Source organism: Thiopseudomonas alkaliphila, assembly GCF_001267175.1.
GTDB classification, from domain to species: Bacteria; Pseudomonadota; Gammaproteobacteria; order Pseudomonadales; family Pseudomonadaceae; genus Oblitimonas; species Oblitimonas alkaliphila.
Map to the genome: position 1 here is coordinate 897,922 of NZ_CP012358.1, position 21,614 is coordinate 919,535.

At 49.0% G+C, this 21,614-nt stretch carries 19 protein-coding genes and 1 tRNA gene; 11 read left to right on the top strand and 9 right to left on the bottom strand.

All coding sequences use genetic code 11. From position 1 onward, the window contains the following. Positions 1 to 6 precede the first annotated feature (6 nt). Positions 7 to 696 (bottom strand): orotidine-5'-phosphate decarboxylase, encoded by a 690-nt coding sequence (pyrF, locus tag AKN87_RS04340; protein WP_053099817.1) that lies wholly within the window; start codon positions 694 to 696, stop codon positions 7 to 9. Between the two features lie 139 nt (positions 697 to 835). On the opposite strand from pyrF, the gene AKN87_RS12095 reads away from it, so the two are divergent. After that, positions 836 to 1,012, top strand: coding sequence for a DUF2897 family protein (locus tag AKN87_RS12095; protein WP_064496070.1), 177 nt, complete (start codon positions 836 to 838; stop codon positions 1,010 to 1,012). A 17-nt stretch (positions 1,013 to 1,029) separates the two neighbouring features. After that, the gene (locus tag AKN87_RS04345) at positions 1,030 to 2,418 is read left to right on the top strand and encodes a class II fumarate hydratase (RefSeq protein ID WP_053102593.1); all 1,389 of its coding nucleotides are present in this window, start codon (positions 1,030 to 1,032) and stop codon (positions 2,416 to 2,418) included. Between the two features lie 50 nt (positions 2,419 to 2,468). Here AKN87_RS04345 and AKN87_RS04350 read toward each other — a convergent pair whose 3' ends face one another. After that, positions 2,469 to 3,218 (bottom strand): sulfite exporter TauE/SafE family protein, encoded by a 750-nt coding sequence (locus AKN87_RS04350; protein WP_053102594.1) that lies wholly within the window; start codon positions 3,216 to 3,218, stop codon positions 2,469 to 2,471. 247 nt (positions 3,219 to 3,465) lie between these two features. Here AKN87_RS04350 and AKN87_RS04355 point away from each other — a divergent pair, with 247 nt between their 5' ends. Continuing rightward, a complete protein-coding gene (locus tag AKN87_RS04355; protein WP_053102595.1) occupies positions 3,466 to 6,918 on the top strand; it encodes a hybrid sensor histidine kinase/response regulator in 3,453 nt (1,150 codons plus the stop codon). Positions 6,919 to 7,030: 112 nt separating this feature from the next. Then, positions 7,031 to 7,465, top strand: a complete 435-nt coding sequence (locus tag AKN87_RS04360) for an OsmC family protein (protein ID WP_053102596.1) — start codon at positions 7,031 to 7,033, stop codon at positions 7,463 to 7,465. Positions 7,466 to 7,541: 76 nt separating this feature from the next. Here the strand turns inward: AKN87_RS04360 and secF are convergent, their stop codons facing one another. From secF to queA, 5 genes are read right to left on the bottom strand one after another with little or no spacing between them, the layout of a single operon-like run. Beyond that, positions 7,542 to 8,447, bottom strand: a complete 906-nt coding sequence (gene secF, locus AKN87_RS04365; RefSeq protein ID WP_053099822.1) for a protein translocase subunit SecF — start codon at positions 8,445 to 8,447, stop codon at positions 7,542 to 7,544. Between the two features lie 9 nt (positions 8,448 to 8,456). Continuing rightward, on the bottom strand, positions 8,457 to 10,319 hold the full coding sequence (gene secD / locus AKN87_RS04370) for a protein translocase subunit SecD (protein WP_053099823.1): 1,863 nt from the start codon (positions 10,317 to 10,319) through the stop codon (positions 8,457 to 8,459). Positions 10,320 to 10,367: 48 nt separating this feature from the next. Then, positions 10,368 to 10,700 (bottom strand): preprotein translocase subunit YajC, encoded by a 333-nt coding sequence (gene yajC / locus AKN87_RS04375; RefSeq protein ID WP_053099824.1) that lies wholly within the window; start codon positions 10,698 to 10,700, stop codon positions 10,368 to 10,370. 37 nt (positions 10,701 to 10,737) lie between these two features. Continuing rightward, positions 10,738 to 11,853 (bottom strand): tRNA guanosine(34) transglycosylase Tgt, encoded by a 1,116-nt coding sequence (gene tgt, locus AKN87_RS04380; RefSeq protein WP_096334893.1) that lies wholly within the window; start codon positions 11,851 to 11,853, stop codon positions 10,738 to 10,740. A gap of 15 nt (positions 11,854 to 11,868) precedes the next feature. Further along, entirely contained in the window at positions 11,869 to 12,906 is a 1,038-nt protein-coding gene (queA, locus tag AKN87_RS04385; protein WP_053102597.1) for a tRNA preQ1(34) S-adenosylmethionine ribosyltransferase-isomerase QueA, read from the bottom strand. A gap of 107 nt (positions 12,907 to 13,013) precedes the next feature. Between queA and AKN87_RS04390 the strand changes: the two genes are divergently transcribed. Continuing rightward, a tRNA-Leu gene (locus AKN87_RS04390) sits at positions 13,014 to 13,100 on the top strand. Between the two features lie 312 nt (positions 13,101 to 13,412). After that, the gene (locus tag AKN87_RS04395; RefSeq protein ID WP_053102598.1) at positions 13,413 to 13,841 is read left to right on the top strand and encodes a DoxX family protein; all 429 of its coding nucleotides are present in this window, start codon (positions 13,413 to 13,415) and stop codon (positions 13,839 to 13,841) included. A gap of 66 nt (positions 13,842 to 13,907) precedes the next feature. Here AKN87_RS04395 and AKN87_RS04400 read toward each other — a convergent pair whose 3' ends face one another. Beyond that, positions 13,908 to 15,059 (bottom strand): methyltransferase, encoded by a 1,152-nt coding sequence (locus AKN87_RS04400; protein ID WP_053102599.1) that lies wholly within the window; start codon positions 15,057 to 15,059, stop codon positions 13,908 to 13,910. Between the two features lie 127 nt (positions 15,060 to 15,186). Between AKN87_RS04400 and AKN87_RS04405 the strand changes: the two genes are divergently transcribed. After that, positions 15,187 to 17,541: a penicillin acylase family protein gene (locus AKN87_RS04405; RefSeq protein ID WP_053102600.1), complete on the top strand. Its 2,355-nt coding sequence runs from the start codon at positions 15,187 to 15,189 to the stop codon at positions 17,539 to 17,541. Positions 17,542 to 17,693: 152 nt separating this feature from the next. Then, on the top strand, positions 17,694 to 18,368 hold the full coding sequence (locus AKN87_RS04410) for an OmpA family protein (RefSeq protein ID WP_053102601.1): 675 nt from the start codon (positions 17,694 to 17,696) through the stop codon (positions 18,366 to 18,368). Between the two features lie 25 nt (positions 18,369 to 18,393). On the opposite strand, the gene AKN87_RS04415 is transcribed toward AKN87_RS04410, so the two are convergent. Next, positions 18,394 to 18,756: a GIY-YIG nuclease family protein gene (locus AKN87_RS04415; RefSeq protein ID WP_053102602.1), complete on the bottom strand. Its 363-nt coding sequence runs from the start codon at positions 18,754 to 18,756 to the stop codon at positions 18,394 to 18,396. A 74-nt stretch (positions 18,757 to 18,830) separates the two neighbouring features. Here AKN87_RS04415 and AKN87_RS04420 point away from each other — a divergent pair, with 74 nt between their 5' ends. The 3 genes from AKN87_RS04420 to rhlB all read left to right on the top strand — a co-directional run bounded on the left by AKN87_RS04420 (position 18,831) and on the right by rhlB (position 21,481). Continuing rightward, a complete protein-coding gene (locus AKN87_RS04420) occupies positions 18,831 to 19,343 on the top strand; it encodes an asparaginase domain-containing protein (protein WP_053102603.1) in 513 nt (170 codons plus the stop codon). Further along, positions 19,337 to 19,990 carry an alpha/beta hydrolase gene (locus tag AKN87_RS04425; RefSeq protein ID WP_053102604.1) on the top strand — a complete coding sequence of 218 codons (654 nt, stop codon included), beginning with the start codon at positions 19,337 to 19,339 and terminating at the stop codon, positions 19,988 to 19,990. The genes AKN87_RS04420 and AKN87_RS04425 overlap by 7 nt, the downstream gene beginning before the upstream one ends. 87 nt (positions 19,991 to 20,077) lie before the next feature. Then, positions 20,078 to 21,481: an ATP-dependent RNA helicase RhlB gene (gene rhlB, locus AKN87_RS04430; protein WP_053102605.1), complete on the top strand. Its 1,404-nt coding sequence runs from the start codon at positions 20,078 to 20,080 to the stop codon at positions 21,479 to 21,481. The last annotated feature ends 133 nt before the right edge of the window (positions 21,482 to 21,614 follow it).

Sequence of the window (21,614 nt, forward strand, 5' to 3'; positions counted from 1 at the left end):
TTTAGCTTAATTTAAGCTCTGCAGAATTTGTTCAACCATCAGTGCCGGATCCGCCGCTTGAGTAATAGGTCGTCCGACCACTAGGTAATCAGCTCCTGCCTGTATTGCCTGTGCTGGCGTTAAAATCCGCTTTTGATCATTGGCCGCACTGCCGGCAGGACGAATGCCAGGGGTGACTAAGCTCAACTGCGGAAAGTTACTCTTTAGCTCAACGGCCTCTTGGGCTGAGCACACCAAACCATCTAGCTCAGCCTGGGCAGCTAATCCAGCTAAGCGCAACACTTGTTCTTGGGGCGCTAGATCAAGACCAATACCGGCTAAATCCGCCTGCTCCATACTGGTTAATACCGTCACACCAATTAATAATGGATTCATTCCGCTGCGCTTTTCCAGCTCCTCACGGCAAGCGGCCATCATTTTTAGCCCACCCGAGCAGTGCACATTCACCATCCACACACCTAACTCTGCCGCAGCTTTAACTGCCATTGCAGTGGTATTAGGGATGTCATGAAATTTTAAGTCTAAAAACACTTCAAAACCTTTGGCTTGTAAGGCCTCAACCACCGCCGGTCCGCAACGAGTAAATAACTCTTTACCTACTTTAACTCGGCACTGCGCGGGGTTTAAGCGAGCTGCCATGGCCAACGCAGCGTCATGGGTAGGGAAATCTAGCGCAACAATAATAGGTTTGGTCATAAGGTTCTCAATCATGCAAACAAGATATAGTGAGGCTATTGTACCGATTTAATCGACTGATTTGCGCAGCAACCCAGGCAATTATTTAATCTCGCAAGGGTCTGACTGCATAAGCACAACCTCAGCACAGGAGAAAACTATGCCTTGGTACCTATGGGGATTAATCATTGTCATTTTTGGCTCAGTAATTGGCAGCCTGCTCTGGCTGAAAAACTCAGCCAACAAAATGCCGATTGATCCTGACAAGCTAGAACGGATGAAAGAGCGTAACGCTGAACTTGAAGCCCAAGAACAAGCTAAAGAGCAGCAAGACTAACCGACCAGGAAATCACCATGAAGACACGTATTGAAACCGATAGCATGGGCGAAATTGATGTCCCGCAAGCAGCGTACTGGGGTGCCCAAACCCAACGTTCAAAGCAAAACTTTGTGATTGGCGAGCAACGCATGCCACTGGCAGTAATCCATGCCTTAGCGCAAATTAAAAAAGCCGCGGCTCGCGTTAACCATCGTCTGGGTGATCTCACCCCTGAATTAGCGCAGTGGATTGAGCAAGCGGCTGATGAGGTCATTGCCGGTCAGCTTGATGAGCATTTCCCGTTAGTGGTGTGGCAAACCGGCAGTGGCACCCAAAGCAATATGAACGTCAATGAAGTCATCGCTGGCCGTGCCAACGAATTAGCAGGCCAAGCACGGGGCGGCAAATCGCCCGTGCATCCAAACGATCATGTCAACCGCGCCCAAAGCTCCAATGATTGCTTTCCTACCGCGATGCATATTGCCGCGCTCAAGGCCGTGCTGAGCCAACTATTACCCGCAGTTAAACATTTGCGTAATGGGCTCGAACAGCAAGCTCATCAGCATATGAATCTGGTAAAAACTGGGCGCACTCATTTAATGGATGCCACGCCCATTAGTTTCGGTCAAGAGCTGTCGGCATTTGTGGCGCAACTAGACTTAGCCAAGCAAACCATTGAAGCCACCTTACCTCAAGTAGCACAGCTAGCCCAAGGCGGCACCGCGGTAGGCACTGGACTTAATGCACCCAAAGGCTTTGCTGAAGCCATCGCCCAAGAGCTGGCTGAAATTACCCAACTCCCACTTACTTCAGCCCCCAATAAGTTCGCCGCTCTCGCTGGACAAGAAGCGTTAGTCAGCCTCTCAGGTGCGTTAAAAACCCTAGCCACCACACTGATTAAACTGGCCAATGATTTACGCTTATTAGGCTCAGGACCACGGGCTGGTTTAGGTGAAGTGCTACTGCCTGAAAATGAGCCAGGCAGCTCAATCATGCCTGGCAAGGTCAACCCTACCCAATGTGAAGCGTTGTCCATGCTGTGCTGCCAAGTGATTGGTAATGATGTCAGTATTACCACTGCAGCCACCCACGGCCACTTACAGCTCAATGTGTTTAAGCCGGTAATTATTCACAATATTTTAGAGTCGATCCGCTTACTGGCCGATGGCTGCCAAAACTTCCAAGATCACTGCGTTGCCGATATGCAGCCTAATGCCAAAATGATGCAACAGCATTTAGAACAAGGATTAATGCTGGTAACCGCGCTTAACCGACACATCGGTTACGACAACGCAGCCAAAATTGCTAAAAAAGCCCACGCCGAACACCTTACCTTGCGCGAAGCAGCGATTGCGCTGAACTTAGTAACCGATGAGCAGTTTAGCCAGTGGGTTAATCCAGCCCTTATGCTTGCACCCAACTAATTCTCTGCTACTTAAATCCTACCAGCGCTTAGCACTTCATTAGGCGCTGGCTAGGTTTGATAAAATAATAAAATGGCGCTGAGCAATAAAAAACCACTAAATAATGCTTTCATCAGCCGCGCTGGCAACTGGTGGGCGATTTTCACCCCATAACTTACTCCAAGCAAACCGCCTACACAGAGTGACAAGCCAATGGGCCAGTGCACCTGCTGGTGCCACGCATAAGCGGACAAGGTGACTAACGTACTGGGCAAAGCTAAAGCTAACGACAATCCTTGAGCCACCACCTGGGATAAACCAAACCACAGGGTCAAAATTGGCGTAGCCACAACCGCCCCACCCACACCAAATAAGCCGCCCATAAATCCCGCAAAACCACCTAAACCAGCAAACCAACCCCAAGCACGCGCGGGCTGCTCAGCGCGTGGCACAAAAATGACTTGGGTGAGATTCCACAGCATCAGCACCAATAAAAAACCAACAAAGAAGTAGCGCATAACCTGTGCTTCTAAACCCACGGCAATCGATGCGCCTACCCACGATAAAACAAAAGAAAAACCTCCAAGCAAACTGGCGGTTTTTAAGTTAAATTTATTTTTCTGGTGATAGCGATACACACCTAGCAACACATTAGGCACGACCATCACTAAAGCTGTACCCTGCGCCAGCTGCTGATCAAAGCCGTATAAAATTCCCAATACAGGAATCGCAATTAAGCCACCGCCAATTCCAAGCAAGCCGCCCAGCACCCCTAACGCCACGCCAAGCCCGGTGTTTATGAGCCAATCTATCGCAGTCATTTTATTCTCAAGTGCTCTACAGTCTCTGAAGACTGCAACTCTAACATCATTAACTCCAATAGTTCTCTTTCAGACCATATCTTGGCTTTTGGCTGGCAACCAAATAAAACAACGAGCCTCCCTATAGTTATTTTGATACCTGCATCCTCTACAGCCTTATACCTACTTTTACCTAGACGTCATACACCCTCATGCTAAACTCTACTTCTGAGCATTTTTATTATTATCTGGTTATTGATTACAAGCTATGACTCTCTCGATTGGGCTAATTGCTGGCGTTTCTTTGGCATATATTGCCGCTCTCTTTGCCATTGCATTTTATGGCGACCGCCGCCAAACCCCGCTGCCTTCCAAATTTAGAGCCTGGGTTTATAGCATGTCGCTGGCAGTGTACTGCTCTAGCTGGACTTTTTTTGGTTCGGTAGGTCAGGCCGCAGAACAAGTCTGGTCATTTCTACCGATTTATATCGGGCCAATTTTGCTCCTGTTATTTGCCCCTTGGGTGCTAAAAAAAATGGTGATGATCAGCAAGCAAGAGAACATCACCTCGATTGCTGACTTTCTAGCCGCTCGCTACGGCAAATCCCAACGTTTAGCAGTAGTCATTACGCTGATCTGTATTGTCGGCGTCATGCCCTACCTGGCCTTACAACTTAAAGGCATTGTGCTGGGCTTTAATTTACTCACCGGTAATGCCGGCAACTCCACCGGCGTGCTGGCCCAAGATACCGCGTTAATTGTCTCCGTGGCCTTGGCTCTATTTGCCATCTTATTTGGCACCCGCAATGTGGATGTGACTGAACATCACCGTGGAATGATTTTAGCCATTGCCTTTGAGTCCTTAGTCAAACTACTCGCCTTTATTGCGGTTGGATTATATGTAGTATGGGGACTATTTGATGGCGTAGGTGATTTATGGGTACAAGCGGCTCAAGCCCCAGCCCTTGAGCAATACCGCAACGAAGCCGTGAACTGGCCGGCACTACTGGTGCAAACCTGTGTGGCAATGATGGCGATCTATACCTTGCCACGGCAGTTTCATGTCACTGTGGTGGAAAATATCCAGTCCCGTGATCTTCGCATGGCGCGCTGGTTATTTCCTGGCTACCTGATTCTTATCGCCCTGTTTGTCATTCCCATTGCGGTGGCTGGCAAGCTGTTATTGCCTAACACCATTCCCGATGCCTACGTGATTAGCCTGCCTTTAGCCGATGCTAATCCGGGACTGGCTTTACTGGCCTTTATTGGCGGTGCATCAGCAGCTACCGGCATGGCCATTGTGGCCTCGGTCACCCTGTCTATTATGATTTCTAATCACCTGCTGCTACCGCTGTTATTGCGCCGTCGCTCCAGTGAGCGCCCATTTGAGGCTTTTAGCTATTGGATGCTCACCGCACGGCGCTTAAGCATTATTTTATTGCTGCTATTGGCCTATGTCAGCTATCGCTTACTGGGCAGCTCCACCAGTTTAGCCACTATTGGTCAGGTGGCTTTTGCTGCCCTCACACAACTAGCACCGGCTATGATTGGCGCTTTGATCTGGAAATCAGCTAACCGTCAAGGTGTGTTTGCAGGCTTAGCTACCGGTTATAGCTTATGGCTCTACACTCTGGTTTTACCTTTGCTAGCCCAAAGTATGGGCTGGTCGCTCAGCGCCTTTCCCGGTCTAACCTTTTTAGCTAATCATCCATTTTCCCTGCCGATTGATCCGCTCACCCTTGGGGTATTGCTCTCACTCTCGGGTAACTTTTTAGTCTTTGTATTAGTCTCGCTAACCTCACGCACCCGAGTTTCTGAGCACTGGCAAGCCAATCGTTTTATTGGCCAACATGTAGGTTCGCGCAATACCTTATCGGTACAAATTAACGACCTACTCACTCTAGCCAGTCGTTTTGTAGGCGAAGAACGGGCGCGGCAAAGTTTTGTGCGCTTTTCTTACCGTAAAGGAAAAGAGTTTAATCCCCAAGATACTGCCAGCGGTGACTGGATTGCCCACACCGAACGTTTATTAACTGGGGTACTTGGTGCCTCCTCAACCCGTGTAGTGGTTAAGGCGGCGATTGAAGGCCGAGAAATGCATGTTGAGGATGTAGTGCGCATCGTCGGTGAAGCCTCTGAAGTCTTGCAATTTAACCGTACCTTACTGCAAGGTGCGATTGAAAACATCACCCAAGGCATCAGTGTTGTGGACCGCTCATTACGCTTAGTTGCGTGGAACAACCGCTACCTCAAACTGTTTAATTACCCTGAAGGCTTAGTTCAAGTAGGCCGGCCAATTGCTGACATTATTCGGCACAATGCCAAGGCCGGTTTGTGTGGCCCTGGGGATGTGGATGCCCACGTCACCAAGCGCTTGTACTGGATGCGCCAAGGTACCGCGCACACCTCTGAGCGGTTATTTCCCAATGGCCGAGTAATTGAGTTAATTGGTAACCCAATGCCAGGCGGCGGTTTTGTGATGAGCTTTACCGACATTACCGCTTTCCGCCAAGCCGAAAATGCTCTTAAAGAAGCCAACGAAAGCCTTGAACACCGCGTCTTAGAGCGCACCCATGAACTGTCTCAGCTGAACCTTGCATTAGAAGATGCCAAGCAATTTGCCGAGTCAGCCAATGAATCAAAATCGCGTTTTTTAGCGGCAGTTAGCCATGACCTAATGCAGCCCTTAAATGCGGCTCGTCTGTTCTCAGCGGCTTTAGCCCACCAAGAAGCGCTACCTAGCGAAGCCCAGACCCTAGTCAAGAATCTTGATAGCTCACTGCGCTCAGCCGAAGACTTGATCAGTGACCTGCTCGATATTTCACGCCTAGAAGGTGGGCGGATCAGCCATAGTATGCAAGCATTTGCGCTAAAACCTTGGCTTGAAGCCCTGGGTGAAGAATTTAAAGCCTTAGCCCAGCAACAAGGCGTAGACTTTAGACTAAAAACCCTTGATGTATCAGTGGAGAGTGACCCTCGTTTACTGCGCCGGATTGTGCAGAACTTTCTCACCAACTCGTTTCGCTATGCCAATGGTCGCGTACTACTAGGCGTTCGGGCTAACCAAGAACGCGTCAGAATTGAAGTATGGGATCAAGGTCAAGGCATTCCTGAAGACAAACTGGAGTTCATCTTTGAAGAGTTTAAGCGCCTAGATAGCCACCAAACCCGTGAAGAAAAAGGGCTCGGTCTGGGGCTAGCGATTGCCGATGGCTTAGCGCGAGTACTCAACCACCCGATTGATGTACGCTCGATTCAAGGCAAAGGTAGTGTGTTTAGTATCAGCGTGCCGCGGACCTTTGCCGCACCGCAAGCGCCAGTAGTTAAACCCACTGTAACCACCCAAAGTCAGGGGCTAAGCAATTTATCGGTACTGTGCATTGATAATGAAGAAAGTATTTTACTAGGGATGCAAAGCTTACTCACTCGCTGGGGCTGTGAAGTACGCTTGGCTAAAACCCAAGCCGACTGCCAAGCCATTTTAGCCGAAGGCTTTACGCCAGATATTGCACTAGTCGATTTTCACCTCGATCATGGCGAGACTGGGCTTAATCTGATGAGCTGGCTACGCAGCCAACTGGGCGAAGACTTTAAAGGCGTTATTATCAGCGCAGATGGTCGCGAGGAAACCTTGCACAGTGTGCAGCAACATAACCTCAGTTTCTTTACTAAGCCGGTGAAGCCTGCACCGTTACGCGCCTTACTGAACTCGATTAAATAATCGCAATAAAATAGCTTTGAAAAAACAGTGCTGGCACTAGCCAGCACTTAACTAAAGCTCCGCTTTTTTGTATACTCCCATGGGTAATAAATTTATTAACTAGGAGTAACCTATGGCCGTTAAGACCATTACTGCAACCGCCAACATGACAGCCGGCATGACTGTAGAAGTACAAGCTGGTGGACACACCATCTATATGGACCAGCCGAAAAATGCCGGCGGTGCCGACAAAGGGCCTACCCCTCCTGACTTTTTAATTGGTGCTCTGGCCGGTTGCTTAGGCACCATTGGCCGCATCGTTGCGCACCAACAAAAAATTGCCTTACGTGGTATGCAGTTTGAAATTGAAGCGGATTTTGATACTGATCGTTTAATGGGTAAAGCCACTGAAAACCGCGCTGGTTTTTCTGAAGTGCGCCTGAAAGTTGATATTGATGCTGATCTCAGCCCAGAACAAAAGCAAACCTTCCTTGAAGAAATTGAGCGTCGCTGCCCAATCGCCGACAACCTAATCAATGGCACCATGATTAAAGCCGTCGTCGCTTAATCAATTAGTCATTAAAATAAAAAATGCCGGTGCTTAATATAAGCACCGGCATTTTTACTGACTCGCGAAAAGCAAGTTATGGCATCTCGTCGACTTCTTCAGTAGGTGCTGGTGGGATCAAATCTTCTGGCACCAGTTTTAGCCAAATTAAGGCAATACAGGAAATAAAGATCGAAGAGTAAGTACCTGCAGTGACCCCGATAAACAACGCCAAAGCAAAGCCCCATAAGTTATCGCCAGCAAAGACCATTAAGGCCGACACCGCCAATAAAGTGGAGATCGAAGTAGCCAAGGTACGCAGCAAGGTTTGGGTAACAGAGATGTTAATGTTTTCTACCAAGCCAGTGTTACGCAGAATCCGGAAATTCTCCCGAATTCGGTCAAACACAACAATGGTATCGTTAAGCGAGTATCCAATAATCGCTAACACCGCTGCCAACACTGTGAGATCAAATTGTAACTGGAAGAAGGAAAACACCCCCAAGGTGACAATCACGTCGTGAAATAAGCCCACCAGTGCGCCAATGCCAAACTTCCATTGGAAGCGAAAGCCTAAGTACACCATGATCCCAGCCATCGCCAGCAACATGCCTAAACCACCTTGCTCTCGTAACTCCTCGCCCACTGCAGGCCCTACGAACTCAACGCGCTTAATGCTCAGTTGCTCACTGTCTTGCGTGAGTACCGCCGCGACTTTTTTCCCAAGGTCTGGGTCATCGCCTGGCATCCGTACCAACACATCCGTCACCGCGCCAAAGCTTTGCACTACCGCATCAGCATAACCACCTGAATGCAGCTGATCCCGAACTTTATTCAGGTCAGCTGCCTGCTCATACTGCAACTCAATCAAGGTACCGCCAGTAAAGTCCAAACCAAAGTTCAGGCCTTTCACTGCCAAACTGGCAAGGCTGGCCAAGGTGAGTAGCACTGTCAGTGCAAACGCCACATGGCGTACACCCATAAAGTTAATAATTCGTTTCATCTTGGCCTCTTAAATCCACAGTTTTTTAACCTGACGACCGCCATATACAATGTTAACCATGGCTCGTGTCACCATAATCGCCGTGAACATTGAGGTGACAATACCCAATGACATAGTCACCGCAAAGCCTTTAATTGGCCCGGTACCCATGGCAAATAGAATCGCTCCCACCAATAAAGTGGTGAGGTTGCCATCCACAATTGCTGAGTAAGCTTTATCAAAGCCTTCATGAATAGCGCGCTGAATCGGCATGCCATTTGCTATTTCCTCGCGAATACGTGAGAAAATCAGCACGTTGGCATCCACCGCCATCCCCATGGTCAGTACGATCCCGGCAATTCCCGGCAACGTTAAAGTGGCACCGAGAATCGACATCATTGCCACTAGGTTTACCATGTTTAAGCTCAGGGCAATGGTCGCCAATAGGCCAAACACCTTATAAATCAGCACAATAAAGATGGCGACAAATAAGAAGCCCCACAACGCTGCCTTCACCCCTAACTGAATATTTTCCGCTCCAAGGCTTGGGCCAATGGTGCGCTCTTCAGCAAAGTACATCGGTGCCGCTAAACCACCGGCGCGCAGCAATAGCGCCAGTTCAGAGGATTCGCCTTGGCCGTTTAATCCAGTAATACGGAACTGGCTACCTAAGGCCGACTGAATTGTGGCTAGGCTAATGATTTTCTTTTCTTCTTTAAAGCTCTGCACTTCAACTTCTTGCAGCTTACCCTCAACTTCTTGCTTAACATAAGTTGTCACTGGGCGCTGCTCAATGAAAATCACCGCCATACTGCGATTAATGCTGTTGCGGGTAGCGCGGTTCATTAAATCACCGCCGCGCCCATCTAAGCGAATATTCACTTGTGGGCGGCCATTTTCATCATAAGAAGCCTGAGCATCAGTGACTTGGTCACCGGTAATAATTACGCTGCGCTCTAAGGCAACCGCTGGACGCCCTTCTTCACGAAACTCAAACATTTCGGTCGTGGCGCGTGGTGCATCCATTTCAGCAGCTAAACGAAACTCCAAACTGGCCGTTTTACCTAAAATTCGCTTGGCTTCCGCAGTATCTTGTACGCCCGGTAATTCCACCACAATCCGGTTGGCACCCTGACGCTGAACTAAAGGTTCAGCCACACCTAGCTCGTTAACCCGATTACGCACAGTCGTTAAGTTTTGCTTAATCGAGTACTCACGAATTTCGGTCAGTTTGGCTTGGCTTAAGTGCAATTGCAGCACTGAAATACCATTACGCTCTACCACGCTCTGCTCAAGCTCTAGGTAATCTTTACGAATTAACGCGCGAGCTTTATTCAGTGAGTCGGCATCATTAAACCCAAGCTGTACACCATTTTCTAGTGCGCCTTGGGTGCGATAGCGAATACGTTCTTTACGCAGCAAGCTTTTAACTTCACTGTCGTATACTTTTAGCCGTGCATCGATGGCTTTTTCCATATCCACTTCTAAAAGAAAGTGCACACCACCGGATAAATCAAGGCCCAGTTTCATTGGGCTGGCGCCTAATGCACGCAACCAATCAGGCGTAGTTTGCGCTAGATTGAGCGCGACAACGTACTCATCACCTAAAGCACGACGCACGACTTCTTTTGCTGGAAGCTGATCATCTCGAGCAGTGAGCCGCAATAAACCACCACGCGCGCTAAGCTCGGTTGCCTTAACTGGAATATTGGCTGCTTGTAAGGCCGCTGCGGCGCGATCCAGATCAGCTTGCTCTAATACTAAGGCACTGCTGGAGCCAGTAATCTGAATAGAAGGATCATCCGGATAGAGGTTAGGCGCAGAGTAGATAAAACTGATAGTCAGTATGGCTAGAATCAGCACATACTTCCAAAGAGGGTATTTGTTGAGCATGGTTCCGCCCGTAAATGACACAGGGCGATAAACGCCCTGTGAATAAACTTAAATAGCTTTTAAGGTGCCTTTAGGTAAGGCTGCTACCACGGCACTTTTTTGAACTTTTAGCTCAACCGTGTCAGAAACAGCCAAGACTAAAAAGTCATCGCTTACTTTCACAACTTTTCCAACAATCCCGCCACCGGTCACTACTTCATCACCTTTTTGTAATCCTTGAACCAAGTTGCGATGCTCTTTTGCACGCTTGGCCTGTGGACGCCAGATCATTAAGTAAAAGATCACTAAAAAACCGGCGAGCAAAATAAATTGCATATATTCACCACCGGGAGGCGCGCCAGCTGCAGTATCAGCAAAGGCCGCAGGAATAAAAAAACTCATGGTTCAGCTCCTGTAACTCTAGATTTTAATTAATGTATTAATTTAATGGCGGCGTAGGTAAACCACGTCGCGCATAAAACTCATCGACAAAGGCGCTCAATGTACCCTGTTCAATGGCCTCTCGTAAACCCGCCATTAAACGCTGGTAATGTCGCAAATTGTGTATGGTGTTTAGCATACTACCGAGCATTTCTTTACATCTATCTAAGTGATGCAAGTAGGCTCGACTAAAGTGTTGGCAAGTATAGCAGTCGCAGCTTGGATCCAGCGGTGACTCATCATGCCGGTGTACCGCATTGCGAATTTTAATCACCCCTGTCTCAACAAACAAATGTCCATTACGGGCATTACGAGTGGGCATTACGCAGTCAAACATATCCACTCCACGGCGTACGCCTTCGACTAAATCCTCGGGCTTGCCCACTCCCATTAAATAACGAGGTTTATCAGCGGGCATTTGCTCAGGTAGATAATCCAACACTTTGATCATTTCTTCTTTCGGTTCGCCGACCGACAATCCGCCAATCGCCAGTCCATCAAAACCAATCTCACACAGCCCTTCTAACGAGCGCATACGCAAGTCTTGATACATACCGCCTTGAACAATCCCAAATAAAGCCGAAGGATTATCGCCATGGGCAATCTTCGAGCGTTTCGCCCAACGCAGCGATAATTCCATCGAGCGCTTAGCCACGTCATGCTCTGCGGGATACGGCGTGCATTCATCAAAAATCATCACCACATCCGAGCCTAGCGCACGCTGCACCTGCATCGACTCTTCTGGCCCCATAAATACTTTGCGCCCATCCACCGGTGAAGAGAAGTACACCCCCTCTTCCTTGATCTTACGCATAGCACCCAAGCTAAATACTTGGAAACCACCAGAGTCGGTTAAAATAGGGCCTTGCCACTGCATAAAGTTGTGCAGATCACCCTGCTGTTGAATCACTTCCGTGCCCGGACGCAGCCATAGGTGAAAGGTATTACCCAGGATCATATGAGCACCAATCGCCTCAATATCACGCGGCAACATGCCCTTAACGGTGCCGTATGTACCAACTGGCATAAAGGCAGGAGTTTCAACGACACCTCGGGGAAACGTCAGGCGTCCACGACGCGCCTTACCCTCGGTCGCTAATAACTCAAACTGCATAAAAGACATAAACAATTATTCCTCTGGAATACTAGGCTGCGGATGACGGGTTAAAAACATTGCGTCACCGTAACTAAAAAATCGATACTTATTCGCCACCGCCGCGTGATAGGCAGCCATGGTTTCGTGATAGCCGGCAAATGCACTGACCAACATCAACAAGGTTGATTCAGGTAAGTGAAAGTTAGTCACCAAGGCATCCACGACATTAAACGTTTTACCTGGGTAGATAAAAATATCCGTATCACCAGTAAAGGGCTGAATCTTACCAGATAACGCCGCAGTCTCTAAAGAGCGGACACTGGTAGTCCCTACTGCAATTACCCGCCCTCCACGCGCTTTACACGCCTCAACGGCTTCTACTACTTCAGGACTAACCTCAAGCCATTCACTGTGCATGTGATGCTGTTCAATGGTCTCAACTCGTACGGGCTGAAAGGTGCCCGCGCCTACGTGCAAGGTCACAAAGGCTTGCTCCACACCTTTAGCGGCTAGGGCATCTAGCATGGCTTGATCAAAGTGCAGGCCAGCGGTTGGCGCCGCCACTGCCCCTGCAGTTTGCGCATAAACGGTTTGATACCGTTCACGGTCAGCAAGCTCATCCGCTCGATCAATATAAGGCGGCAATGGCATATGGCCGATTTGCTGCAGCACCTGCAGTACCGGCTGAACAAAGGCTAACTCAAACAAGCTATCATGACGGGCGAGCATGCTGGCCTGAAATCCCGAAAACTCAAGCAAACCCCCTACTTTAGGCGCCTTACTGGCGCGGACATGCGCTAATACCCGATGCTCATCAAGCACACGCTCAACCAGCACCTCAAGTTTACCGCCGGTAGTTTTTTGGCCAAATAAACGTGCTGGAATCACCCGCGTGTTATTAAACACCATCAGATCGCCTGGCTGAATTTCAGCTAATAAGTCAGAGAACTGTTGATGCTGCAGTGCCTCACCTGCTTTTAGCATTAAAAGACGGCTGGCTCTGCGCTCCGCTAACGGATAACGGGCAATGAGCTCATCGGGTAAATCAAAATGAAACTGCTCAACGCGCATGACTTTTCTTCAATCTGCAAAACGCTAAAGCTTAGCGGAAACCGCCTAAAATAACCATGAAAAAACATTTGACCAATAGGCTGTGCATCTCTATACTTTCGCGCCATGCCTCGGTGGCGGAATTGGTAGACGCAGCGGATTCAAAATCCGCCGTTGGTAACAACGTGGGAGTTCGATTCTCCCCCGAGGCACCAAATATAGCCTGTAAGCCTTATCTCTAAAGGCCTACAAAAAAGATCTGAATACCCCCAAAAACATCCCAAAAAACTGCATCAGCCAGCAAGGCTAATCATTCCTAAAGAACTCAGCATCAAGTGCTATAGCCCTGCTAGGTAGTAACTTTTTTATTCTCTATACGTCACCCGCCACCTGTTATTCCAACTTCGCTGCATACTTAGCTCAAATCCTACTAAGCCAGCCTTTTTCGCCGAACCTTGCTGAACTTTAACTAATTTTCCACTCTCAATAGTCACTTCTTAGAATAAGCACTGTATTTGGAGTGTGCCATGCCTAATCCCAATCTGATTGTACAACGCTACTTAACTCAACCTAATCTACAGGCTGCTCTTAACCTAATTGCCCGCGCACTCTTGGCTTATATTTTTATTGTCTCGGGCTGGGGCAAGTTATTTGCTATGGAGCCTACTTTGCAATATATGGCGAGTCAGGGGGTACCCAGCTTTTTTTACCCCTTAGTGGTCTTGCTTGAGCTCGGTGGTGGACTGGCGATTTTATTCGGTTTTCAAACCCGCGGCGTAGCCTTGGTATTTGTCGTATTTAACCTAGCTTCTGCCTTTATCTTCCATGGCACGCCTGATCAGGCCACTGCCTTTATGAAAAACATCAGTATGGCTGGTGGTTTTTTAGTGCTAGCCCTACAGGGTGCGCAGCGCTTTAGCCTTGATCACGCCATAGAACACAAAAGCCGCAGCTAACCGCTGAACTTGCTAAAAGTTAGCAGTCATGACTTTTAGCAAGTAGCTTGTCCGCAGCTACGTTTGTTATTTGGCAGTACCCAACACCCACAATGAAGTAATTTCTTGTGAGCGCTCGTGGTAAAACGCATCCTGCTGATCGTGGCTACGACGGTGACTGGGCTGGGTATCCAAGCGCTTGATTACCCGTAATCCCGCTTGCTCGATCCAGTGCAATAGCTCAGTGCGCGTTCTTAGCTGTAAGTGCTCGGCAAGATCAGAAATAATAATCCAGAGTTGCCCGCCACTATTTAAACGCTGTGCACCACCCTGCAACACTTGCTTAAGCATCCGGCTTTTATGGTCATAGACTGCAAACTCTAACGCGCTAGATGCTTTACCTGGCAACCAAGGCGGATTACACACGATCAAGTCATAGCTCTGCAGCGTATCAGGAAACAAGTCAGCTTCAATAATTTGCACCTGCTGGCAATACCCCAGTTGTTGGATCGTTTCCTTTGCCGTAGCAATCGCCGCTGGATTAATATCGGTTGCCAGCACTTTAGGCACGCCTTGTTTAGCCAACATGGCCGCAATCACCCCAGTGCCGGTTCCTATATCCAGTGCCTGCTCTGCCTTAAGCTCAGCACAGGCCTGTTCAACCAAAGCTAAATATTCGCTACGCACTGGAGCAAATACACCATAGCGCGGATAAACCGAAGCCTGTAACTCTTTAACTTCAACCCCTTTAAGCCGCCACTGATAAGCCCCTAAAGCACCTTGCAATGCACGCAGCGGCAATAAATAACGATCTTCCTGCAAGCCAAATGCTGCCTGCAATGCCTCAGCAGTATCAGGTGCGCGCTTAAGCGCACAACTACCGTTAGCACTGAGCTGAATCAGCAGCTGATTTAAAATAGCGGCCCGCTGGGCTTGCTGTAAGCGATACTGATGAAACCTTTCAGCCGTAGTTAAAGCCCCTGCTTTTTTCTTTGACTTTGCTTTAAGACCGCGCTCAAAACGCCGGCCCATGGCCTGCAATAATTGCTTAGCATTTTGAAAGTCACCTTGCCATAACAAGCCATGGCCTTCACAAGCTAAACGGTAAGCAGTATCTGCGTTGACCTGATCATCGATCACCGTTAACTTGCTTGGAATTTTGGTAAAGTGCTCACTTAACCATAAGGCAGATTCGATAGATGATTGTTGCTGCCACTCAAGGTATTCTTGCGCCGACATAGGCACTCCAAATTCAGTGATACTGAGACTAATGACGCCTAACGGGCATTAGCTTTAAAATAGTGTCCCACTTTACCAAGAATTCAGCCATTCCCTTAATTCCGCCCTTTTATTGCTGGGATCTACCATGCTCAATTGTCACCTTCAGCTTAATTTGTCACCACTTCGCCGTTACGGATTGCTACTGGGAATAACCTTACTCAGCGGCTGTAACCACTTTATTGGCTCCCAAGAGCAATCACTGCCTATCACCCAAGGCGCGGTAGCGATTAAAGGGCTAGCACAACCGGTTCGAATTAAACGTAATGCCCTAGGCTCACCACTGATTCAGGCTGCCAATGCCCATGACTTATTATTTAGTCAGGGCTTTTTACATGCGGATCAGCGTTTAGAGCAAATGATGCTACAACGTGCCATGGCTTACGGTACCTTGGCTGAAATTCAAGGCCCTAAGGCCTTACCAAGCGATTATTTAATGCGCTCCCTCGACTTTAAAGGCCAAGCTCAGCAACTGTTGCAGCAACTACCTAAGGGGCTACGTACTTATCTAGAGGTTTATGCCCGCGGGGTCAATGCTCAGCTGTATCATCAGCGCCAGCAGTTAGCCGACTATGCCTTAACAGCAACAGGCAGCCCCGCTTACTGGCGAGCTGAAGACTCACTGGCCAGCTTACTGTTTCTGGGGTTTAGCTTGGCTGGTAACCTCAATGATGAGCTAACACTGACCTTACTGACGGATAATTTTAACCCAGCACAACTGGCTGCCTTAGTTAACAGCGATTCAGCCGAAAGCCTGACGCTACTGACACAACTAAAACAATACAAAAATCAATTACTTGAGCTCGAACCCGTACTAGCCGCTAGCCTGTACTTAAACCAACAGAACCGACTAGCGAGCCTGTCCAGCTCCCAGTGGGCGCAAAACCGTCGCCCACAAACAGGAAAAAGTTTATTAGTCAGTGACTGGCATGCCAATCCTCAGCTCGGAACAGCACTGTATTTAAGTCAATGGCAGTCGCCTGAGCTGGCAGTGGCTGGCTTTAGCTTGCCAGGCTTTCCTAGTGTTTTAGCCGGCAGCAATCAGCGGGTCGCCTATTCTTTTGCCAGTAGCAATGCCGATAATCAAGACCTCTTTATCGAGCGCCTAGCCTTGCGTAATGGCCGCTTAATGTACCTTGAGCAACAGCAGTGGCGGCCCGCCCAAGCAAAAATCGAGCGCTTTATAGTAAAAGGCCAAACCCAGCCCCTGACCCATACCTTTTATCGCACCCCACGCGGCCCGCTCTTGCATAACGGCTTAGTCAGCGCTGCGCAGTTAAACGGTAAATCCAGTGTTAGTCTCCAGCAGCCGCAACAGTTTACGCCGCAAGCCGTGGCAGCTTTATTTAAGTTTATGCAGCTCAATCAAGCCGAAACTGGTCTGGCACTGGCGAGCGACTTACACCTGCTAGGATTAGAAATGCTGTTCGCTGATGCCCAACAAATTAGCTGGCAAACCACCGGGAGCTACCCCAGCCGTGGCGCAGGCCGTGGTTTATTTCCAGTAGCCGGCTGGGAGATAGATAAGCAGTGGCTTGGGCTGCTAGAGCCTAGCTTATTGCCCTATGACATAAATCCAGCTTCTGGAGCGCTAGTGACTGCTAATAACCAGCCGGGGCAACAGTTTGGTTTAATTCTCAGCAATCAAGGCAATGGACGCTACCGCGCCCAACGGATTGAGCAACTGCTAACGGCCAGTCAGCCACCCGCCAAAGCAAACTTGGCACTATTTAACTCGCCACTAGATATCAGCGCCCAGCGTCTACAGCACAGCTTACAGTTACCCCATATTGCCCACCCGCTAAAGCAGGCTATAGAACAGCAAGCCCCAGCCGAGCAAGCAAAATCACGCTTTATTTTGCAGCAACTGCAAAACTTTGACGGCCTCTTAGCCTCTGACTCAATCGCTGCCGCCATTTACAGCCAATTATTGGCAACCAGCCAAGAGTTTTTACTGCAGTCAGCCCAGCGGCCACTCTCGCCTGCCGCCCTGCAAGGCTTTCAGCAACTCAGCAATAATTCTACTGCGCCTGCTCTAGCACACTTACTGCAACAAGATAACAGCCCTTTTTGGCCTCAATCTAAAGGCCAAGCACTGGCTGAGTTATTCCTCGCCACCCACCAACAGCTAAGCCAAAAACTCGGCAGCAATAGCACTCGTTGGCAACTGCATCGGTTACAAGGGCTACCTGCAGATTTACCAAGTGGCTCAATTCACACCCTCAACAGCCTACAGCTTGATGCCAATCTACCCTCAGGCATTGAGCGTCTTAGTAGCCAACGGCTACTGGTAGACTTTAGCCTGCGTGAACCACTATTAGTTGCCGAGCGCCCCATTAACAAACGGCGCCCAGAAGCATTTCGCTCTAGCTATTTACCCTTTAGCTCCAGTCATCAACACACTATGTACCGTTATGCGCCTTTACAATTACAGCCCAAGTAACTTGACCTAGATGCAAGCCGTACCTAGCTCGCGCTATACTCAGGCTCAAGCTGGCAAGGTTTTACTGGTCGGCTAAGGAATTATTTGCTGTATTTAAGCTCTATTGAGCGTTAAATACTATTGAGTTATAAGCTGAACAGGAGTAACACCAAATGAAAGGCTTAACTAAACTAATTGTTGCAGCCAGTGCCCTAGCGCTGATTGCCGGTTGCGCTAACAATAACCCGTACAACGAACCGACCGACCGTAACAAAACCGCGATGTATGGTGGTTTAGGTGCCCTAGCTGGCGCGGCAGTAGGTGCCGCAACGTCTAGCAAAAAAGACCGCGGTAAAGGCGCCTTAATTGGCGCGGCGGTAGCAGGTGCTGCAGGTGCCGGTTATGGCTACTATGCTGACAAACAAGAAGCCGAGCTTCGTCGCAGCATGCAAGGCACTGGCATTGAAGTTCAACGTGAAGGCGACAATCTGACCCTCGTAATGCCGGGTAACGTCACCTTTGCTACCAACTCAGCCAACATTACCAGCGAGTTCTACGCGCCGCTAAATGACTTAGCCCGCTCCTTCCAACAGTACGATCAAAACACTATTGAAATCGTTGGTCACACTGACAGCACAGGTTCACGCCAGCTTAACCTAAATCTGTCACAGCGTCGCGCGCAAAGCGTAGCCGATTACCTCAGCAGCCAAGGGGTTAATCGCGGCAGAATGAGTGTGCATGGTGCAGGTCCAGATCAGCCTATTGCTAGCAATAGTACCGCCCAAGGCCGCCAAGATAACCGCCGCGTAGAAATCAATTTACGCCCAATTCCTGGCGCTTATCAGTAATTTAGCTCTTCAGACAAGGCGCAGCTCACCCTGCGCCTTGCTGACTTTCCCCAATGCCTTCACTCCGCTTTTGCTCCATCACCTCAGTCGCCTTGCGCACTAGCTGCTCTTTCGCCGCCTTACCTAACTTCTTAATTGCTAATTCACGCTTAAGCGCCGTGGATTTATCAGCACAGGCTTCTAGATAGACCATGGCCACTGCCGGGCTTAACGCAAAAAATCGTGCGCCCTTGCCGGCTTGATGCTTAGCTAAGCGTGCCTGTGGATTATTACTGATACCACAATACAGCGCATTGTTTTCTGCCCTAATTAAGTACACCCACCAAGGCTGCTGAGCCGAAGCTGGCGCTGATGAGTTTGTGCTGGGGGCTGATTGTTTAATTTCCATAAAGCTCTAAACTACGACTTTGGCTGAATTCTATGACAGAATGCCTATTCTTCTTGATTTGAATGCAATAACTGATGGCTATACAGATTATTACTACCGGTGGCACCTTTGATAAGGTTTACTTTGATGCCTTATCTGAGTTTTCTATTGGCGAGCCACAAGCCGCCAACATCTTACAGCAAGCCAAGGTCAACTGCCGTTATCAGCTGACCAGCCTGCTCAAAAAAGACAGCTTAGAGCTTACCGAGGCGGATCGTGCCTTACTAAGTCAAACCATTGAACAGTCTAATGCCCAACAGATTGTGATTATCCACGGCACCGATACCATGGCCCTAAGCGCTGACTACCTTAATCAAGCCAGAACCGCTTACCCCGATAAAACCATCGTCTTGACCGGGGCGATGCAGCCTGCTCTGATGCAACACAGTGATGCCCCCTTTAATCTAGGCTTTGCCCTAGGGGCCGCACACTGCTTAGCCGCAGGTATTTATATCGCGATGAATGGACAAATTTTTGCTGCTGGCGCAGTACAGAAAAACCGCGCGGCGCAATGCTTTGAAGCTTTGGAGCACCCTACACCATGTTAGACGCATTGATTGTTGAACCCCTGCAAACAGCTGACTCGGCAGTAATTTGGCTCCATGGCCTAGGTGCTAGCCAAACCGACTTTGAGCCGGTAGCACAAATGCTGCAGCCTAAGCTGCGCAGCACGCGCTTTATTTTACCCCAAGCCCCAACCCGGCCAGTCACGGTCAATGGCGGCTATGCTATGCCGAGCTGGTACGACATTTTAGAAATGAGCGCCAATAAACGCGCGATTAATCAACAACAACTAGAGCAATCGGCCGAAGGCGTAATGCAGCTGATTGAGCAGCAACGCGATGCTGGCATTAACCCTAAACGAATTTTCTTAGCCGGTTTTTCCCAAGGTGGCGCGGTAGTCTTACACACTGCCTACTTACGCTGGTCAGGCTCCCTCGGTGGCGTACTGGCGCTGTCCACCTATGCACCTACCTTTAGCCCTGAGTTGCAGCCCATTTCCACGCAGCGCCCTGCCTTTGTTATGCACGGCTTATTCGATGGCGTCGTCCCCCCTGCCATGGGACAAGCTGCCTTTCAGCAGCTGCAAGCCTGGCAAGTTGAAAGCCGCTGGGCAGACTACCCTATGCAACATGAAGTGCACCCCCAGCAAATTAAAGATATTGAGTCTTGGCTCGAACAACACCTCAATTAAGCTACTTACTTTGGCATTAATTGATATTTCATCAACCTAGGGACTGACGTAAAATCCAGCTACCTTTCACACTATAATGAGAACGCCGTGCTCAAAGCACTTAAAAAACTATTTGGCATGCCCACCGATCCTGCCGCTAAGCAAGCGCCATCGACTGCTGCAAGCCATACCGAAACTAGCGCTGCTGCAAATAACAGCAAGCCGCGCTCGCGTCATGCTACGCAAAGCGAGCCAAACAAATCCACTCCCCCACGTAAAGCCCGTCCAGCTAAAGCTGCCCCGAAAAAAGCGGCTTGGTCACTCAGTGACTTTCAGGTTGAACCTGCAGCAGGCAAGACTCGCTTCCATGATTTCCCCTTGTCCGAGCCACTGATGCACGCCATCCATGACCTTGGCTTTCCTTACTGTACACCGATTCAAGCGGGTGTATTGGGGCACACAATCGCCGGCCGTGACGCCATTGGTCGCGCCCAAACTGGTACTGGTAAAACTGCGGCCTTTTTAATTTCAACCATTACCCAATTACAGCAAGTGCCTCCCCCCAAAGAACGCTACATGGGGGAGCCACGCGCCCTAATCATTGCGCCTACTCGCGAACTCGTAGCACAAATTGCCCAAGATGCGATTAACTTAACCCGCTACACTGAGCTCAACGTCATGAGTTTTGTCGGCGGCATGGACTTTGATAAACAACTCAAAGCACTAGAAAAAAATTACTGCGACATTTTGGTAGCAACCCCAGGACGCCTGCTAGATTTTCAACAACGTGGCGAAGTCCACTTGGATATGGTCGAAGTCTTGGTCCTTGATGAAGCAGACCGTATGTTAGATATGGGCTTTATTCCTCAAGTACGCCAAATTATTCGCCACACGCCACCCAAATCCGAGCGACAAACCCTGCTATTTTCAGCGACCTTCACCGACGACGTGATGCGCTTAGCAGAACAGTGGACGATTAACCCAGCCATTGTGGAAATTGAACCTGAACAAGTCGCTAGCGATCGCGTTGCGCAACAAGTCTATGCGGTGGCTAACAGTGACAAATACCGTCTATTGCGGAATTTGATTCAGCAAAATGACTGGTCGCGAGTCATGGTCTTTGCTAACCGTAAAGACGAAGTACGACGCATTGAAGAACGTTTACGTAAAGATGGTATTAAAGCTGCGCAAATGTCAGGCGATGTTCCACAAAACAAACGGATGCGCGTACTCGAAGACTTTAAGCAAGGCAAGCTACAAGTCTTGGTCGCCACTGATGTCGCTGGTCGCGGGATTCATATTGATGGCATCAGTCATGTGATTAACTACACTCTGCCAGAAACCCCAGATGATTACGTGCACCGGATTGGCCGCACCGGACGCGCTGGCACTGAAGGTGCCTCGATCAGTTTTGCAGGAGAAGATGATGCTTTTGCCCTGCCGCCGATTGAAGCTTTACTGGGCAAAAAAATTGACTGTGAGATTCCACCTGAGCATTTATTAAAACACTAACCCGTTAACTGGTGTTTGACATTCAATAACGCTATGTTCGACTGCGGCTCGGCATAGCGTTTTTTATTACCTATTTTTTGTCTATCAATTCTTCCCAGCCCCAAGCTTAACGCTCAAAATGGGATGACTGATT

Excerpts from the sequence above, each read along its gene's own strand:
- secF (WP_053099822.1), bottom strand. The coding sequence starts at position 8,447 with ATGAAACGAATTATTAACTTTATGGGTGTACGCCATGTGGCGTTTGCA.
- AKN87_RS04410 (WP_053102601.1), top strand. The coding sequence starts at position 17,694 with ATGAAAGGCTTAACTAAACTAATTGTTGCAGCCAGTGCCCTAGCGCTG.
- AKN87_RS04405 (WP_053102600.1), top strand. The coding sequence starts at position 15,187 with ATGCTCAATTGTCACCTTCAGCTTAATTTGTCACCACTTCGCCGTTAC.
- AKN87_RS04345 (WP_053102593.1), top strand. The coding sequence starts at position 1,030 with ATGAAGACACGTATTGAAACCGATAGCATGGGCGAAATTGATGTCCCG.
- AKN87_RS12095 (WP_064496070.1), top strand. The coding sequence starts at position 836 with ATGCCTTGGTACCTATGGGGATTAATCATTGTCATTTTTGGCTCAGTA.
- AKN87_RS04400 (WP_053102599.1), bottom strand. The coding sequence starts at position 15,059 with ATGTCGGCGCAAGAATACCTTGAGTGGCAGCAACAATCATCTATCGAA.
- AKN87_RS04355 (WP_053102595.1), top strand. The coding sequence starts at position 3,466 with ATGACTCTCTCGATTGGGCTAATTGCTGGCGTTTCTTTGGCATATATT.
- secD (WP_053099823.1), bottom strand. The coding sequence starts at position 10,319 with ATGCTCAACAAATACCCTCTTTGGAAGTATGTGCTGATTCTAGCCATA.
- pyrF (WP_053099817.1), bottom strand. The coding sequence starts at position 696 with ATGACCAAACCTATTATTGTTGCGCTAGATTTCCCTACCCATGACGCT.
- AKN87_RS04425 (WP_053102604.1), top strand. The coding sequence starts at position 19,337 with ATGTTAGACGCATTGATTGTTGAACCCCTGCAAACAGCTGACTCGGCA.
- AKN87_RS04415 (WP_053102602.1), bottom strand. The coding sequence starts at position 18,756 with ATGGAAATTAAACAATCAGCCCCCAGCACAAACTCATCAGCGCCAGCT.
- AKN87_RS04420 (WP_053102603.1), top strand. The coding sequence starts at position 18,831 with ATGGCTATACAGATTATTACTACCGGTGGCACCTTTGATAAGGTTTAC.
- AKN87_RS04395 (WP_053102598.1), top strand. The coding sequence starts at position 13,413 with ATGCCTAATCCCAATCTGATTGTACAACGCTACTTAACTCAACCTAAT.
- AKN87_RS04350 (WP_053102594.1), bottom strand. The coding sequence starts at position 3,218 with ATGACTGCGATAGATTGGCTCATAAACACCGGGCTTGGCGTGGCGTTA.
- yajC (WP_053099824.1), bottom strand. The coding sequence starts at position 10,700 with ATGAGTTTTTTTATTCCTGCGGCCTTTGCTGATACTGCAGCTGGCGCG.
- AKN87_RS04360 (WP_053102596.1), top strand. The coding sequence starts at position 7,031 with ATGGCCGTTAAGACCATTACTGCAACCGCCAACATGACAGCCGGCATG.
- queA (WP_053102597.1), bottom strand. The coding sequence starts at position 12,906 with ATGCGCGTTGAGCAGTTTCATTTTGATTTACCCGATGAGCTCATTGCC.
- tgt (WP_096334893.1), bottom strand. The coding sequence starts at position 11,853 with ATGCAGTTTGAGTTATTAGCGACCGAGGGTAAGGCGCGTCGTGGACGC.